Source organism: Cupriavidus sp. TMH.W2 (genome assembly GCF_050847365.1).
In the GTDB taxonomy this organism is placed as follows: Bacteria; Pseudomonadota; Gammaproteobacteria; order Burkholderiales; family Burkholderiaceae; genus Cupriavidus.
Genome location: NZ_CP193792.1, coordinates 3246927 through 3263923 on the forward strand (window position 1 = coordinate 3246927; position 16997 = coordinate 3263923).

Annotated in this window: 10 protein-coding genes, 2 tRNA genes and 3 rRNA genes; 2 read left to right on the forward strand and 13 right to left on the reverse strand. The window is 62.1% G+C overall.

Annotation, left to right across the window (positions count from 1 at the left end; all coding sequences use genetic code 11):
* Positions 1-17: 17 nt before the first annotated feature.
* The 5 genes from ACREYQ_RS14875 to ACREYQ_RS14895 form a co-directional block, all read right to left on the reverse strand.
* On the reverse strand, positions 18-1079 hold the full coding sequence (locus ACREYQ_RS14875; RefSeq protein WP_432258334.1) for an ABC transporter ATP-binding protein: 1062 nt from the start codon (positions 1077-1079) through the stop codon (positions 18-20).
* Positions 1076-2074 carry an ABC transporter ATP-binding protein gene (locus ACREYQ_RS14880; protein ID WP_432258335.1) on the reverse strand — a complete coding sequence of 333 codons (999 nt, stop codon included), beginning with the start codon at positions 2072-2074 and terminating at the stop codon, positions 1076-1078. Before ACREYQ_RS14880 ends, ACREYQ_RS14875 begins: the two co-directional genes overlap by 4 nt.
* Before the next feature lie 13 nt (positions 2075-2087).
* Positions 2088-3017, reverse strand: a complete 930-nt coding sequence (locus tag ACREYQ_RS14885; protein WP_432258336.1) for an ABC transporter permease — start codon at positions 3015-3017, stop codon at positions 2088-2090.
* A 3-nt stretch (positions 3018-3020) separates the two neighbouring features.
* Complete coding sequence (locus ACREYQ_RS14890) at positions 3021-3998, reverse strand: ABC transporter permease (protein WP_432258337.1); 978 nt, start codon at positions 3996-3998, stop codon at positions 3021-3023.
* Positions 3999-4146: 148 nt separating this feature from the next.
* On the reverse strand, positions 4147-5733 hold the full coding sequence (locus tag ACREYQ_RS14895) for an ABC transporter substrate-binding protein (RefSeq protein WP_432258338.1): 1587 nt from the start codon (positions 5731-5733) through the stop codon (positions 4147-4149).
* A 335-nt stretch (positions 5734-6068) separates the two neighbouring features.
* Between ACREYQ_RS14895 and ACREYQ_RS14900 the strand changes: the two genes are divergently transcribed.
* Together ACREYQ_RS14900 and ACREYQ_RS14905 are read left to right on the forward strand one after the other, a co-directional pair.
* Positions 6069-7262 carry a M20 aminoacylase family protein gene (locus ACREYQ_RS14900; RefSeq protein WP_432258339.1) on the forward strand — a complete coding sequence of 398 codons (1194 nt, stop codon included), beginning with the start codon at positions 6069-6071 and terminating at the stop codon, positions 7260-7262.
* Positions 7263-7325: 63 nt separating this feature from the next.
* Positions 7326-8351 (forward strand): DUF2891 domain-containing protein, encoded by a 1026-nt coding sequence (locus tag ACREYQ_RS14905; protein ID WP_432258340.1) that lies wholly within the window; start codon positions 7326-7328, stop codon positions 8349-8351.
* 18 nt (positions 8352-8369) lie between these two features.
* On the opposite strand, the gene ACREYQ_RS14910 is transcribed toward ACREYQ_RS14905, so the two are convergent.
* The 8 genes from ACREYQ_RS14910 to ACREYQ_RS14945 form a co-directional block, all read right to left on the reverse strand.
* Entirely contained in the window at positions 8370-9311 is a 942-nt protein-coding gene (locus ACREYQ_RS14910) for a DUF3047 domain-containing protein (protein WP_432258341.1), read from the reverse strand.
* A gap of 278 nt (positions 9312-9589) precedes the next feature.
* Positions 9590-9703: ribosomal RNA gene (gene rrf / locus ACREYQ_RS14915) — 5S ribosomal RNA — on the reverse strand.
* Positions 9704-9833: 130 nt separating this feature from the next.
* Positions 9834-12714, reverse strand: a 23S ribosomal RNA gene (locus tag ACREYQ_RS14920).
* Positions 12715-13011: 297 nt separating this feature from the next.
* Positions 13012-13087 (reverse strand) — tRNA-Ala (locus ACREYQ_RS14925).
* Between the two features lie 12 nt (positions 13088-13099).
* A tRNA-Ile gene (locus tag ACREYQ_RS14930) sits at positions 13100-13176 on the reverse strand.
* A gap of 62 nt (positions 13177-13238) precedes the next feature.
* Positions 13239-14770 (reverse strand): 16S ribosomal RNA (locus ACREYQ_RS14935).
* Together the 16S, 23S and 5S rRNA genes with 2 tRNA genes alongside form the textbook arrangement of a ribosomal RNA operon.
* Before the next feature lie 579 nt (positions 14771-15349).
* Positions 15350-16126 carry an enoyl-CoA hydratase gene (locus ACREYQ_RS14940; protein ID WP_432258342.1) on the reverse strand — a complete coding sequence of 259 codons (777 nt, stop codon included), beginning with the start codon at positions 16124-16126 and terminating at the stop codon, positions 15350-15352.
* A gap of 93 nt (positions 16127-16219) precedes the next feature.
* On the reverse strand, positions 16220-16972 hold the full coding sequence (locus ACREYQ_RS14945; RefSeq protein ID WP_432260424.1) for an amino acid ABC transporter ATP-binding protein: 753 nt from the start codon (positions 16970-16972) through the stop codon (positions 16220-16222).
* Between the last annotated feature and the right edge of the window lie 25 nt (positions 16973-16997).

Here is a 16997-nt window from a genome sequence, read left to right on the forward strand (position 1 = left end):
GAGGAGAAAACAACGCCCTACTTCATGTCGTTCAGGTGGCACGCCGAAAACCGCATCGGCGCAATCTCCTTCAGCAGCGGCTGCTCTTCCCGGCAACGCGCCATCGCGTGCGGGCAGCGCGGATGGAAGTGGCAGCCCGGCGGCGGGTCCAGCGGCGACGGGATCTCGCCGCGGATCGCGACATAGGTCTTGCGGGCCACCTCCAGCTTGGGGGCCTCGGCCAGCAGGGCCTGGGTATAGGGATGGTTGGGCGCGGCGAACACGTCCTCGGTCGGCGCCGACTCCACCACCCGCCCCAGGTACATGATCACCACGCGGTCGCTGATGTGCTTGACCACGCCCAGGTCGTGGCTGATGAACAGGTAGGTCAGGTTCAGCTCTTCGCGCAGGCGCATGAACAGGTTCAGCACCTGGGCCTGGATCGACACGTCCAGCGCCGCCACTGACTCGTCGCACACCAGGAATTCTGGCTTGACCGCCAGCGCCCGGGCGATGCCGATGCGCGCGCGCTGCCCGCCCGAGAACTGGTGCGGGAAGCGCCGCAGCACGGTCGGGTCCATGCCCACGCGCACCAGCATGTCTTCGACATAGCCCTTCTGCGCGCCACGCTCGACCATGCCGTGCACCACCGGTGCCTCGCCGACGATATCCAGCACGCGCAGCCGCGGATTGAGCGAAGCATAAGGGTCCTGGAAGATCATCTGGATCGCCAGCTGCTTCTCGCGGCGCTTGTCGGGCGGCAGGTGGTCCAGGTTGATGCCGCGCCACAGGCGCTCGCCCTCGGTCAGCGAGTGCAGGCCCACGGCCATGCGCCCGAGCGTGGACTTGCCGCAGCCGGACTCGCCGACCAGGCCCACCACCTCGCCCGCGCGGATGCTCAGGTCGACGCGGTCGACCGCGTGCACCACCTCTTCATGCGCATGGGCGCCGAACAGGTTGGCGATGCGGGCGGCAGCATCCAGCGACTTGACGAAGCGCTTGGACACGCCGCGCAGTTCGAGGATCGGTGCGCCCGGCGTGGTCCCCGCTTCAGCGGTGGGATTCATCATCGGTCGGGGTTGCAGTGCAGTGGCGCTCATGCGGCCTCCTGGTTGGCCAGCACCGGATGGAAGCAGCGCAGGCGGCGGCCGTCGGCGGCGGTTTCCAGCGGCGGCTCGCTCTTGCAGGCAGCGGTGGCGTAGGGGCAGCGTTCGCGGAAGGCACAGCCGCCCGGCAGGTTCAGCAGCGACGGCGTCATGCCCGGAATCTGCCGCAGCGGCGCGCCGCGCGGGTTGCGCGACGGCGCCGAGCTGATCAGGCCGTGGGTATACGGGTGCTCCGGCTGCTCCAGCACCTGGCGCACGTCGCCGGCCTCGACGATCCTGCCTGCGTACATCACGCACACGGTATCCGCCAGCCCCGCCACCACCGACAGGTCGTGCGTGATCCAGATCAGCGCCGTGCCCGACTCGCGGCACAGGGTCTGCATCTCGTACAGGATCTGGCCCTGGATGGTCACGTCCAGCGCGGTGGTCGGCTCGTCGGCGATGATCAGGTCAGGCTTGTTCAGCAGCGCGATCGCAATCGCCACGCGCTGGCGCATGCCGCCCGAGAACTGGTGCGGGTAGGCCTGCAGGCGCTCGTCCGGCGACGGGATGCCAACCCGCGCCAGCGCGTTGCGCGCGCGTTCGCGCGCCACTGCCTTGCCCACCTTTTCATGCGCCAGCACCGCCTCGATCATCTGCGTGTCGATGCGCAGGACCGGGTTCAGCGTCATCATCGGGTCCTGGAAGATCATGGCGATGCGGTTGCCGCGCACGTCGCGCTGCTGCGCCGGCGTGAGCGCGCGCAGGTCGCGCGTGACGCCGTCGCGGCTGGTCAGCGCGATGCGGCCGTCGACGATCTTCCCGGGCGCATCGATCAGGCCCATGATCGAATAGCCGGTCATGGACTTGCCCGAGCCGGACTCGCCCACCAGCCCCATGATCTCGCCGCGGCCCACGGTGAAGGACACGTCGTCGACGGCCCTGGCGATGCCGCCGCGCGTGTAGAAATGCGTTCTCAGGTGTTCGACCACCAGTGTCGGTTGTGCCATGTTCCGCTCCTGGTTATTGCGTCTGCAGGCGCGGGTTCAGCACATCGCGCAACTGGTCGGCCACCAGGTTCATCGCCACGATGGTGACCACCAGCGCGATGCCCGGAAAGAAGCTGATCCAGTACTTGCCCGAGAGCATGTACTGCTGCCCGTTCGAGATCAGCGAGCCCAGCGACGGCTCGGTCACCGGCACGCCCAGCCCGAGGAAGGACAGCGTCGCTTCCAGCGTGATCGCTGATGCTACCTGCAGCGCCGCGATCACGATCAGCGGCGGCAGGCAGTTGGGCAGCAGGTGGCGGAACATGATGCGCGTGGGCGGCAGGCCCAGGCAGGTGGCGGCCTCGATGTACTCCTTGCGGCGCTCCACCAGCGCGGCACTGCGCGTGGTGCGCGCGTAGTAGGCCCACTGCACCGCCACCAGCGCGATCACGATATTGCCCAGCCCGGGGCGCAGGAAGGCCAGCAGGATCAGCGCCAGCAGGATCGGCGGGAACGACAGCTGCAGGTCGGCCACGCGCATGATGAAGGCCTCGGTGCGCCCGCCCAGGAAGCCGGCAAGCAGGCCGAGCGTGGCGCCCAGCAGCAGCGCGATGATGGTGCTGAGCACGCCCACGCCGATGCTGATGCGCAGCCCGTACATCACGGCCGACAGGATGTCGCGGCCCTGCTCGTCCGAGCCCAGCAGGAAGGTCATGCCGTTGCCGGCCTGCTCGCCCGGCGCCAGGCGCGCATCGAGCACGTCCAGCGTGGCCAGGTCATAGGGGTTCTGCGGCGCCAGCCACGGCGCGAAGATGGCGACCAGGATGATGACGACCAGCGTCACCAGCCCGGCCACGGCGATCTTGCTGGAGAAAAACTCGGCGGCAAAACGCCGCCACGGCGATTGCTCGCGCGCCGCGGGCGGCGGCGTCTTGTCGTCGTGATCTACAGATACGGCACTCATGGCTCAGCCCTTGTTGTCGGCAATGCGCACGCGCGGATCGAGCATGCTGTAGAGGATGTCCACCACCAGGTTGATCAGGATGAACAGCGTCACGATCACCATCAGGTAGGCGACGATCACCGGCCGGTCCAGCAGCTGGATCGAGTCGATGATGAGCTTGCCCATGCCGGGCCAGGCAAAGATCGATTCGGTCACGATCGCAAAGGCGATGATCGAGCCGAACTGCAGCGCGATCACCGTGACGATCGGGATCAGGATGTTCTTGAGCACATGCACGCCGACGATGCGGGTGTTGGACAGCCCCTTGGCGCGCGCGAACTTGACGTAGTCCTGCAGCATCGCCTCCTGCGTGCCGGCGCGCGTGAGCCGGATCACCATGGCGATATTCAGCAGCGACAGTGTCACCGCCGGCAGGATCAGGTGGCGGATGCCGTCGGCGGTCAGGAAGCTGAGCGGGATGCCGAGCACGCGCACGGTCTCGCCGCGGCCGTTGGACGGCAGCCAGCCGAGCTGCACCGCGAATACCATGATCAGCATCAGCCCGACCCAGAAGGTGGGCAGCGAGAAGCCCAGGATCGACACCGTCATGATCGACTTGCCGGCGATGCCCTTGGGCCGCAGCCCGGCCCACAGTCCCAGCGGGATGCCCAGCACGATCGCCAGCAGGATCGCGCAGACGGCCAGCTCCATGGTGGCGGGCATGCGCTCGAAGATCAGCTTGAGCGCCGGCGTGCCGTGCGCGAACGATGTGCCCAGGTTGCCATGCAGCGCGTTCTGCAGGAACACCCAGTACTGCTCCCACAGCGGCTTGTCCAGGCCCAGCGCCGCGATGGTGCGCTTGATGTCCTCCTGGTCGGCCTGCGGGTTGATCAGGATGTCGACGGGATTGCCGATGGCAAAGACGCCGAGGAAAACCAGCAGCGACATGACGAAGAGCACGACCACGCTCTGCATCAGGCGCCGGATGATAAAGACCAGCATGTTCGAACCACGTTCCTTTCGCGCGCGAATGCACGCCGCGCCCGGGCCGCGCCGTGGCGCTTCCCGGGTGTGGCGCGGCAGCCATGCGCGGCACCGCAAACTCGGCCGGCAGACAACCCGCTGGCCGAGGCTCCTGTGTTACCGGAGCTTACTGGGGCTTGAAGTTGTGCGCGTAGGTGCGCTCGTCGGTACGCGGCACGTAGGCAATGCCCTTCTGCGTGGCCCAGGTGGTCACCTGCTGGTGGATCGGGATGATACCGCCATCGTTGATCGCGATCGCGGTGGCCTCCTGCAACAGCTTGGAGCGTTCGTTGTCATCCACCGTGGCCAGGGCCTTCTCCAGCACCACGTCCATCTTCGGGTTGCAGTACTCGCCCCAGTTGGTGGTGCCGAAGCCTTTCTTGCTGTCCTCGCACGCCAGCAGCGCGCGCAGCGGCGAGCTGACCTCGCCGGTCTGCGCGCCCCAGCCGAGCAGCCCGAACGACCACTCATGCTTGATGCCCTTGGACGAGTACGTCGCCATCGGCATGCCCTCGACCTTGGTGACGATGCCGATGCGCGTCAGGTTCTGCGCAATGGTCTGCGCGATCTTCTCGTCGTTGACATAGCGGTTGTTGGGTGTGTGCAGCGTCACGCCGAAGCCGTTCGGGTAGCCTGCGTCGGCCAGCAGCTTCTTGGCGCCCTCGGGGTCGTACTTGACCGTCTTCAGGTTGGGGTTGTAGCCGAACAGCGTGGGCGGCACTAGGTTGTTGGTCGGCTCGGACAGGCCTTCCATCAGGCGGTCCTTGATGCCCTGCCGGTTGATCGCCATGCTGATGGCATTGCGCACGCGCGCGTCCTTCAGCGGGTTCTTGTCCATCGGCGCGCCTTCCTTCGTGGTGACGAAGGGCGACTTGTCGCGCTTGGCATCGAAATACAGGTAGATCACGCGGTGCGAGATCTTGGAGAAGAACGACAGCTTGGGATCCTTGCGCACCTTGGGCAGGTCAGGCGTGGGCACGTTCTCGATCGCCTGCACGTCGCCCGACAGCAGCGCCGCCAGGCGCGTGGCCGGGTTGGGGATGAAGCGCAGCGTGACCTTGTCCCACGCCGGCCGGGGGCCCCAGTAGTCGTTGTTGCGCACCAGCTCGACCCGGTCGTCGCGCGCGTAGCTGACAAACTTGAACGGCCCGGTGCCGACCATGCCCTTGCCCTGCGCGAAATCATCCGAGCTCAGGCCCTGCGTGGCCTTCTTCTGCACGATGTAGATCGACGTGAGGTCGTTCAGCATCAGCGGATAGGGCTGGTTGGTGGTCAGCTGGATGGTGTACTTGTCGATCACCTTCTTGTTGATGATCGCCTTGGTGTAGACGTCGAACTTGCCGGGGCTGTTCTGGATGGTGGCCGGGCGGTCCAGCGACCAGATGACGTCTTCAGCGGTCAGCTCCGAGCCATCATGGAACTTCACGCCCTTGCGGAGCTTGAACTCCCACGTGAGGTTGTTGACCAGCTTCCACGACTCGGCCAGGCCCGGAATGATGCGGCTGTCCGGGTCCATCTTGGTCAGCGAGTCGAACATGTGCTCGGAGACGTTGATATTGGAGAACAGGTTGTAGAAGTGCGGATCCATCGAGGTCGGCGGCGAACTCATGGCCAGTTTGAGGTCCGCGGCCCGGGCGGTGCCGGCAAGTGCCAGGCCAAGGGCCCCGGCTACCGCCACCACACCAATTGCCTTCTTGAAAGTGCGAAGGGACATCGCGCAATTCTCCCTGTAGGAAGTGAAGCAGACGTTTTAGGATCGGCAATGCGCCGCACCGCGGGTCACGCGGCGGCGCTGCGTTTTGGTGCGCTTTGGAATGCGCTTGCGCGTCCCAAAGCGACTGGCTTGCCGGCCGGGCACTTCAAGCATGAACTGTTCCAGCAGTGGATACGCGACGGCAATGCGTGGAAACCCGCCCGCGCTGGCATATTGCACTGCGCCAACCGGGCAAGCGCGCAGGAAATCGCCGCATTTTGGCGCTTTCGCGGGAGGCATCGTATGATCGGGGTATCCAACGCTAACGCCCCTTACCCTCAGGGCAGCCCGGCATCATGAAGCTCATCCCCGAAATCCTGCAGGCACAAGCCGAAATCCGCGCGATCCGGCGCGACATCCACGCCCACCCTGAACTCTGCTTCGAAGAGCAGCGCACCGCCGACGTGGTCGCGCGCAATCTGGAATCGTGGGGCATCGAAGTGCATCGCGGCCTGGGCACCACCGGCCTGGTCGGCGTGATCCGCAACGGCAACAGCGCGCGCGCCATCGGCCTGCGCGCCGACATGGACGCGCTGCCGCTGCAGGAGGCCAACACCTTCGACCACCGTTCGCAGCACACCGGCAAGATGCACGCCTGCGGCCACGACGGCCACACCGCGATGCTGCTTGGCGCGGCGCGCTACCTGGCGCAGCACAAGCCGTTCGACGGCACGGTGCACCTGATCTTCCAGCCGGCCGAGGAAGGCGGCGGCGGCGCCCGCGAGATGATCAAGGACGGCCTGTTCGAGCGCTTTCCGTGCGACGCGGTGTTCGGCGTGCACAACTGGCCGGGCATGCCGGTGGGCGCGTTCGGCACGCGCGCGGGCCCGCTGATGGCATCGAGCAACGAGTTCCGCATCGTCGTGCGCGGCAAGGGCGCGCACGCGGCCATGCCCAACAACGGCAATGACCCGGTCTTCACCGCAGCGCAGATCGTGTCGGCGCTGCAGGGCATCATCACGCGCAACAAGCGCCCGATCGACACCGCGGTGATCTCGGTCACGCAGTTCCATGCGGGCGATGCCACCAATATCGTGCCGGACCAGGCCTGGATCGGCGGCACGGTGCGCACCTTCACGGTGCCGGTGCTGGACCTGATCGAGCGACGCATGGAAGAAGTCGCGCGCGCGGTGGCGGCGGCATTCGACTGCACCATCGAATACGAATTCCACCGTAACTATCCGCCGACCATCAACAGCGAGGCCGAGACCGGCTTTGCCACCTCGGTCGCCGCGGAACTGGTCGGTGCGGACAACGTCGACAGCAATGTCGAGCCCACCATGGGCGCCGAAGATTTCTCGTTCATGCTGCAGCACAAGCCGGGCTGCTACCTGTTCCTGGGCAACGGCGACGGCGGGCATCGCGATGCCGGCCATGGCATCGGGCCCTGCATGCTGCACAACCCGAGCTACGATTTCAACGACGAACTGCTGCCGGTCGGCGCGACGTTCTTCGTGCGGCTGGTGGAGAAGTGGCTGGCGCCTGCGTGACTGTCGTACCTGCGCGCACCTGCCTGACCGCAGCATTACGATAACTACAGGGGAGCTTCCGCGATGGGCCGCTCTGCGCTGGATCGCGAGACAGCGCGCAGCTTCGCGCGCGTGGCGCTGGACAATATCCTGCGCCGGTATCCGTACAAGCTGGACCACATGATGGCCTGCGCCGGCGACGTGGCCGAGCCCGCGGCCTGGCACCCGGTCTTCTGCGGCAGCTACGACTGGCATTCCAGCGTGCACATGCACTGGCTGCTGGTGCGGCTGCTGGCACTGTGGCCGGACCTGGAAGAGGCACCGCGCATCCGCGCCGCGCTGGATGCCCAACTGCGGCCGGAGCACATGGCGGTCGAACTGGCCTACTTCCAGCGGCCGCATGCACGCACCTTCGAGCGCCCCTACGGCTGGGGCTGGATGCTGAAGCTGCAGGCCGAGTTGCTGGTGCAAGCGCGCCAGGACCCGCAGGCCGCCACCTGGGCCGACGCGTGCGCGCCGCTGGCGTCTCACCTGTCGCACCAGCTGGCGGAGTTCCTCGATGCGGCGGTATTCCCGGTGCGCACCGGCACTCACTACAACAGCGCCTTCGCACTGGTCATGGCGATGGCCTATGCGCGCGCGCACCAGGACCTGGCCTTGCGGCGCGCCATCGTGCGGCGGGCGCATCGCTGGTTCGGACACGACCAGAAATATCCTGCCCGCTATGAACCCGGCGGCGATGAATTCCTGTCCGGCGGGCTGACCGAAGCCGTGCTGATGCACGCCGTGATGGACGGCTGCGCGTTTTCGGAATGGTGGGAATTGTTCGTGCCGGGGCAGGCGGAGCTGGCCAACTGGCTGACGCCGGTGGAAGTCGCCAATCGCAGCGATCCCAAGACCTCGCATCTGGACGGACTCAACCTGTCGCGCGCATGGTGCTGGCGCCTGCTGGAGCCTGCCCTGCCCGATCCGCTGCGGCCACTGGCTGTCCGTGCGTGGTCAGAGCATCTCGGGGCGTCGCTGCCGCAGGCGGTCGAAGGCGAGTATGTGTCGACGCACTGGCTGGCCTCGTTCGCTGTGCTCGCGCTGGCCGAGCCGATCGGCGGCTGAGGATGCCGCCGGGGCGCTTCAGTCCAGCGCGATATCGCCGTACCAGGATTCGGCCCGGCTCCTGGTGTTGTCGGTATCGGTCATGATGCCCACGGCGATGACCCGGCCCGGGTCGGTCCCGAACGCCTTGCGGTAGTCCGCGCGCAGGTCGCGCTCATGGCAACGCCACTCATTGGCGTGCTTCGTGCCGCTATCCACCACGATCATGCGCACACGGTCGGTGTGCGGATTTTTCACCACCGAGCCTTCGGCGCGCCGTCCGCCCCAGATGTACATCAGGGTGGCGTAAGGCATTTCGCGGCCGGTGGTCAGCCGCGCCATCTCGTACATCAGCTGGTCTTTCAACGATAAGGCGCCCTTGTCGCCGTCGAAGGCGACAAACAGGCGCAGCGGCGAATCCTCGCGCGGGCCGACGCTGTTGTCGGCATTGCGGATGATGCCGCTGGTCTTCCAGGTCCAGCGCAGCGTGCCGGCATCGCGGTCACGCAGCGGGACATACAGGCCGGAGGCGGAACTGTCGGCCTGCGCATGGACAACCACGCGCTGGTCGACCTCGGCCAGCGAATAGCGGGTGGGGATCTTGTTGCGGTTGATGGTCCAGGGCTGCCAGCCAACCGGCAGCTGGTCTCCGCGCGGCGAGACTGAGAACAACGGCAGCGTGGCGAGAGTGACCGGCGCTGCGTCGGCGGGTTCGCCATCGTCCCCGGCTTCAGCTTCTGCCGCGCGGGTGTTGGCGGCAGCCAGCGGGTCGGAAGACGGCCCCGCTTCGGCATCCTTCTGCGCCGCCGCGTATGCAGCCATGCGCTTGGCGAACGCCTCGCAATCGACCGCGGAAGTGGCAGCCGTCGGGGCCGGATCGCCCGGGGATAGCGCGGAATCAGAGGGATTGGATGCGCATCCTGCCAGCAGCAGCGCGCTGGCGGCGCCGGTCAAAACCAGCCGGAACATCTTGGCCGTCATGTCACCCCTCGAAACCCGAAACCCGGACCTGCTCTGTCGACAATGGTCCGGCCATTGCTCACTACTTGCTGCAAACATGGGTTGCAGCCGACTTCGTGCCGCAGAGGGGCACTTGGGTGTCGACCATATCAGAAGGCGGGCAGCGTCGGAATGCTCCCTGACCCGTGCTGCGGCACGAAAACAACGCGCTCCTGGGTGCCTGCGCCTGGATCAACCTTTGTGCCGCGCCAAAGCAAAAACCCCCAGCCTTTTGGGGCTGGGGGTTCTGCGGGATAAGAGCCTGGCGATGACCTACTTTCACACGGGTAATCCGCACTATCATCGGCGCAAAGTCGTTTCACGGTCCTGTTCGGGATGGGAAGGGGTGGTTCCAACTCGCTATGGTCACCAGGCATAAGGGGGTGCAGCGCTGAGGTTGAGGTCAACGCTGCGAATAGGGATGTAGTTGGGGTTGTGCGTCTTGTGTCAACTGTTCTGGCACAGTTACGATCACACACACACCAGGTGAAACACACTGGTTATAGGATCAAGCCTTACGGGCAATTAGTACTGGTTAGCTTAACGCATTACTGCGCTTCCACACCCAGCCTATCAACGTCCTGGTCTCGAACGACCCTTCAAGGCGGTCAAGCCGCCAGGGAATCCTCATCTTCAGGCGAGTTTCCCGCTTAGATGCTTTCAGCGGTTATCTCTTCCGTACATAGCTACCCTGCGATGCCTCTGGCGAGACAACAGGTACACCAGCGGTACGTCCACTCCGGTCCTCTCGTACTAGGAGCAGCCCCCGTCAAGATTCCAACGCCCACGGCAGATAGGGACCAAACTGTCTCACGACGTTTTAAACCCAGCTCACGTACCTCTTTAAATGGCGAACAGCCATACCCTTGGGACCGGCTACAGCCCCAGGATGAGATGAGCCGACATCGAGGTGCCAAACACCGCCGTCGATATGAACTCTTGGGCGGTATCAGCCTGTTATCCCCAGAGTACCTTTTATCCGTTGAGCGATGGCCCTTCCATTCAGAACCACCGGATCACTATGTCCTGCTTTCGCACCTGCTCGACTTGTCGGTCTCGCAGTTAAGCACGCTTTTGCCATTGCACTTTAGGTACGATGTCCGACCGTACCAAGCGTACCTTCGAACTCCTCCGTTACACTTTGGGAGGAGACCGCCCCAGTCAAACTGCCTACCATGCACTGTCCCCGACCCGGATTCACGGGTCAAGGTTAGAACCTCAAACAAACCAGGGTGGTATTTCAAGGACGGCTCCACGTGAACTAGCGTCCACGCTTCAAAGCCTCCCACCTATCCTACACAGATCGGTTCAAAGTCCAATGCAAAGCTACAGTAAAGGTTCATGGGGTCTTTCCGTCTAGCCGCGGGGAGATTGCATCATCACAAACACTTCAACTTCGCTGAGTCTCGGGAGGAGACAGTGTGGCCATCGTTACGCCATTCGTGCAGGTCGGAACTTACCCGACAAGGAATTTCGCTACCTTAGGACCGTTATAGTTACGGCCGCCGTTTACCGGGACTTCAATCAAGAGCTTGCACCCCATCATTTAATCTTCCGGCACCGGGCAGGCGTCACACCCTATACGTCCACTTTCGTGTTTGCAGAGTGCTGTGTTTTTATTAAACAGTCGCAGCCACCATTTTATTGCAACCCCTTCACCCTTCTGGCGCAGGCCAGTCAAGCTACCAGGGCGTACCTTATCCCGAAGTTACGGTACCAATTTGCCGAGTTCCTTCTCCCGAGTTCTCTCAAGCGCCTTAGAATACTCATCTCGCCCACCTGTGTCGGTTTGCGGTACGGTCTCGTATGACTGAAGCTTAGAGGCTTTTCTTGGAACCACTTCCAATTGCTTCGCAGCACTAGGCCGCTCGCCCCACATCCTTGAATCCCGCGCCCGGATTTGCCAAAGCGCCTTCTCCAATGCAGGGACCGGGACTTCCAACACCCGGACAACCTTCCGCGATCCGTCCCCCCATCGCATCATACGACGGTGCAGGAATATTAACCTGCTTCCCATCAGCTACGCATCTCTGCCTCGCCTTAGGGGCCGACTCACCCTACGCCGATGAACGTTGCGTAGGAAACCTTGGGCTTACGGCGAGGGGGCCTTTCACCCCCTTTATCGCTACTCATGTCAGCATTCGCACTTCTGATACCTCCAGCATCCTTTACAAGACACCTTCACAGGCTTACAGAACGCTCTCCTACCACGCACATTGCTGTGCGTCCGCAGCTTCGGTGACTGGCTTAGCCCCGTTACATCTTCCGCGCAGGACGACTCGATCAGTGAGCTATTACGCTTTCTTTAAAGGGTGGCTGCTTCTAAGCCAACCTCCTGACTGTTTTAGCCTTCCCACTTCGTTTCCCACTTAGCCAATCTTGGGGACCTTAGCTGGCGGTCTGGGTTGTTTCCCTCTTGACACCGGACGTTAGCACCCGATGTCTGTCTCCCGTGATTGCACTCTTCGGTATTCGGAGTTTGCTATGGCGGGGTAATCAGCAATAGACCCCCCAACCATGACAGTGCTCTACCCCCGAAGGTGACACACGAGGCACTACCTAAATAGTTTTCGGAGAGAACCAGCTATTTCCAGATTTGTTTAGCCTTTCACCCCTATCCACAGCTCATCCCCTAACTTTTCAACGTTAGTGGGTTCGGTCCTCCAGTACGTGTTACCGCACCTTCAACCTGGCCATGGATAGATCATCTGGTTTCGGGTCTACACCCAGCGACTCAACGCCCTGTTCGGACTCGCTTTCGCTACGCCTTCCCTAATCGGTTAAGCTTGCCACTGAATGTAAGTCGCTGACCCATTATACAAAAGGTACGCCGTCACCCGTTGCCAGGCTCCGACTGTTTGTATGCATGCGGTTTCAGGATCTATTTCACTCCCCTCCCGGGGTTCTTTTCGCCTTTCCCTCACGGTACTGGTTCACTATCGGTCGATCACGAGTATTTAGCCTTGGAGGATGGTCCCCCCATCTTCAGACAGGATTTCACGTGTCCCGCCCTACTTGTCGTACACCTAGTTCCACAATCGTGCTTTCGCATACAGGGCTATCACCTGCTAGGGCCGGGCTTTCCATCCCGTTCTGCTAACACCACTGCTAAAGAGTACAAGGCTCTTCCCATTTCGTTCGCCACTACTTTGGGAATCTCGGTTGATTTCTGTTCCTGCAGCTACTTAGATGTTTCAGTTCGCCGCGTTCGCTTCCCACACCTATGGATTCAGTGTGGGATGACCCATACGGGCCGGGTTTCCCCATTCGGACATCTCCGGATCAAAGCTTGTTTGCCAGCTCCCCGAAGCTTTTCGCAGGCTACCGCGTCCTTCATCGCCTGTGATCGCCAAGGCATCCACCACATGCACTTGTTCGCTTGACCCTATAACGAGTGTGTCTCGATTGCTCGAAACGTCGCTACAGGATGAGTTCTCGCATTTGTGCCGTATTCCAAGTCATCTTTCGATCACTTAAATACATTTTGGTTGATACAATCACAACCCGGTATCGCGTTTTGTACTGCAGCGTCTCATCAACGCTTCGCGACACCTTTACTACATCCCATATTGTTAAAGAACAGCCGATCATCAGATCGCTTGGCAATGCCAAATGCAAACGCTCAAGGCTAAGCGCTTGCATTTGACCACCAATCCAAGGTACCAGGCTCACTCGTAAGTGATGGTGGAGGATGACGGGATCGAACCGACGACCCCCTGCTTGCAAAGCAGGTGCTCTCCCAGCTGAGCTAATCCCCCTTCCGGATAACTTGGTGGGTCTGGTAGGACTTGAACCTACGACCCCCGCCTTATCAAGACGGTGCTCTAACCACCTGAGCTACAGACCCTTGGCTGTAACAGCAAACAAACCGATAAGTGTGAACGCTAGGCTTGAGACACAAGCCTCTAGAAAGGAGGTGATCCAGCCGCACCTTCCGATACGGCTACCTTGTTACGACTTCACCCCAGTCATGAATCCTGCCGTGGTAATCGCCCTCCTTGCGGTTAGGCTAACTACTTCTGGCAAAACCCACTCCCATGGTGTGACGGGCGGTGTGTACAAGACCCGGGAACGTATTCACCGCGGCATGCTGATCCGCGATTACTAGCGATTCCAGCTTCACGTAGTCGAGTTGCAGACTACGATCCGGACTACGATGCGTTTTCTGGGATTAGCTCCCCCTCGCGGGTTGGCAACCCTCTGTACGCACCATTGTATGACGTGTGAAGCCCTACCCATAAGGGCCATGAGGACTTGACGTCATCCCCACCTTCCTCCGGTTTGTCACCGGCAGTCTCTCTAGAGTGCCCTTTCGTAGCAACTAGAGACAAGGGTTGCGCTCGTTGCGGGACTTAACCCAACATCTCACGACACGAGCTGACGACAGCCATGCAGCACCTGTGTCCACTTTCCCTTTCGGGCACCTGATGCATCTCTGCTTCGTTAGTGGCATGTCAAGGGTAGGTAAGGTTTTTCGCGTTGCATCGAATTAATCCACATCATCCACCGCTTGTGCGGGTCCCCGTCAATTCCTTTGAGTTTTAATCTTGCGACCGTACTCCCCAGGCGGTCAACTTCACGCGTTAGCTACGTTACTGAAGAAATGAATCCCCAACAACTAGTTGACATCGTTTAGGGCGTGGACTACCAGGGTATCTAATCCTGTTTGCTCCCCACGCTTTCGTGCATGAGCGTCAGTGACGTCCCAGGGGGCTGCCTTCGCCATCGGTATTCCTCCACATCTCTACGCATTTCACTGCTACACGTGGAATTCTACCCCCCTCTGACATACTCTAGCCTTGCAGTCACAAGCGCCATTCCCAAGTTGAGCTCGGGGATTTCACGCCTGTCTTACAAAACCGCCTGCGCACGCTTTACGCCCAGTAATTCCGATTAACGCTCGCACCCTACGTATTACCGCGGCTGCTGGCACGTAGTTAGCCGGTGCTTATTCTTCCGGTACCGTCATCGACCCCGGGTATTAACCAGAGCCATTTCTTTCCGGACAAAAGTGCTTTACAACCCGAAGGCCTTCTTCACACACGCGGCATTGCTGGATCAGGGTTGCCCCCATTGTCCAAAATTCCCCACTGCTGCCTCCCGTAGGAGTCTGGGCCGTGTCTCAGTCCCAGTGTGGCTGATCGTCCTCTCAGACCAGCTACTGATCGTCGCCTTGGTAGGCTTTTACCCCACCAACTAGCTAATCAGACATCGGCCGCTCCTGTAGCGCGAGGCCTTGCGGTCCCCCGCTTTCACCCTCAGGTCGTATGCGGTATTAGCTAATCTTTCGACTAGTTATCCCCCACTACAGGGCACGTTCCGATGTATTACTCACCCGTTCGCCACTCGCCACCAGGCCGAAGCCCGTGCTGCCGTTCGACTTGCATGTGTAAGGCATGCCGCCAGCGTTCAATCTGAGCCAGGATCAAACTCTTCAGTTCAATCTCTGTGTGGAAGCCTCGCGGCTCCCTCGCTCTTTCGAGCGGTCGCTCACTCTCAGAAAACTGACTGACCAGATCCAAAGACCCAGTCACGTTTTGCTGTGCGAGCACTGTATAACTTGTGAAGCAACACTGTCCGAAGACAGCGGCGTCCGCTACCCAGCGCCCACACTTATCGGTTGTTTGTTTGTTAAAGAACTGCGCTACCGGCTTTGCCGTTTGCGTCGCTGCGTTTGCTGCAGCAGAGAAACGAGATTATGCAGAGCTTTCTTCGTTTCGTCAACCGTTTCAGCAATCTTTTTTTGCTGCGGCCGGCACTGCAAACTTCGCTGCACCAACCTTCCGGTCAACCCCGCAACCCTTGCCCCGTCTGCTTTGCAGCGCTGCGTTGTGTGTTGCGAGGGGGCGAATAGTAGGCCGGTTTCGCCGCCCTTGCAACAACTTTGTCACGATGATCCGCTAGGGGTTTCGGTGATTATGTCGTAACCCATTGAGCTGCAAAGGAAATCCCCGGAAACCCAGGCGCGGGAGAAAGATAATACCCCCGCGCGGACCTCGGGTATTCCCTGATCCAGACTATTAACGATGCTGGAAATTCGGCGCGCGCTTCTCGACAAAGGCGGCCATGCCTTCCTTCTGGTCTTCGCTGGCGAAGGTCGAATGGAACAGCCTGCGCTCGAAGTGCACGCCTTCGGCCAGCGTGGTCTCGTAGGCGGTGTTGACCGATTCCTTGATCATCATGACCACCGGCAGCGAGAACCCGGCGATGGTCTCGGCGGCCGCCAGCACTTCGTCCAGCAGCTTGTCGGCCGGCACCACGCGCGACACCAGGCCGGCGCGCTCGGCTTCGGCGGCGTCCATCATGCGCGCGGTCAGGCACAGGTCCATGGCCTTGGCCTTGGACACCGCGCGCGGCAGGCGCTGGGTGCCGCCGGCGCCGGGCATGGTGCCCAGCTTCACCTCAGGCTGGCCGAACCTGGCTGAATCCGCCGCGATGATGATGTCGCACATCATGGCCAGCTCGCAGCCGCCACCCAGCGCATAGCCGGCCACGCCGGCGATCACCGGCTTGCGGATCTTGCGGATGGTTTCCCAGTTGCGGGTGATGTAGTCGCCCTTGTACACATCCATGAAGGAATACTTGGCCATCATGCCGATATCGGCGCCGGCGGCGAAAGCGCGCTCGCTGCCGGTAATGACGATGGCGCCGATGCCCTCATCCTGGTCGAAGGCGATCAGTGCGGCGCCCAGTTCATCCATCAGCGCGTCATTGAGCGCGTTCAGGGCCTTGGGGCGGTTCAGCGTGACCAGGCCAACGCGGCCGCGCGTCTCGACCAAGATGTTTTCGTACGGCATGTCTTCTCCTATGTATTGGCAGGCGGATGGCACCGTCGCCACCGGCTGCGGGCTATTCTGCCACCGGACGCGGCGTGGCGGCGCAGGCGCCGTCTAGAGCATGTGCGCCAGGAATTCGCGCGTGCGCGCGTGGGCTGGTGCCCCGAACACGTCCTCTGGCGGCCCTTCCTCAAGAATCCTGCCCTCGTCCATGAACACGACATGGTTTGCCACTTCCCGCGCAAACCCCATTTCATGCGTGACGACAAGCATGGTCATATGTTCGTCAGCCAGTTGCCGCATGGTGCGCAGCACCTCCCCGGTCAGTTCCGGATCCAGCGCGGAAGTCGGCTCGTCGAACAGCATGATGTCGGGCTCCATCGCCAGCGCCCGCGCAATCGCCACCCGCTGCTTCTGGCCGCCGGACAGGCGCGCGGGATAGCTGTCCCGCTTGGCCAGCAGGCCGACCTTGCGCAACAGCTCCTCTGCCTTGGGCACCACCGCGTCGCGCGCCAGTCCCTTGACGGTCATGGGTGCTTCGATGATGTTCTGCAGCACCGTCATGTGCGGAAACAGGTTGAACGACTGGAACACCATGCCCATCTTCCGGCAGATGCGGCGCACTTCCGCGTCCGCCACATATCTGGCTGCGCCGTCGGGGCCGGCGGCGGCCAGCGGCTCGCCTTCGATTTCGACGGTGCCGCGGTCGATCACTTCAAGATGATTCAGGCAGCGCAGCAAGGTACTCTTGCCCGAACCCGACGGCCCGATCACCGCGGTGACATCGCCCTTGCGCAAGGTCAGGGAGACACCGCGCAAGACCTGCAACGGCCCGAACGACTTGAAGATGTCCCGCGCCGCGATCATGACGCCGGGCGCATGGTTCGGCGTG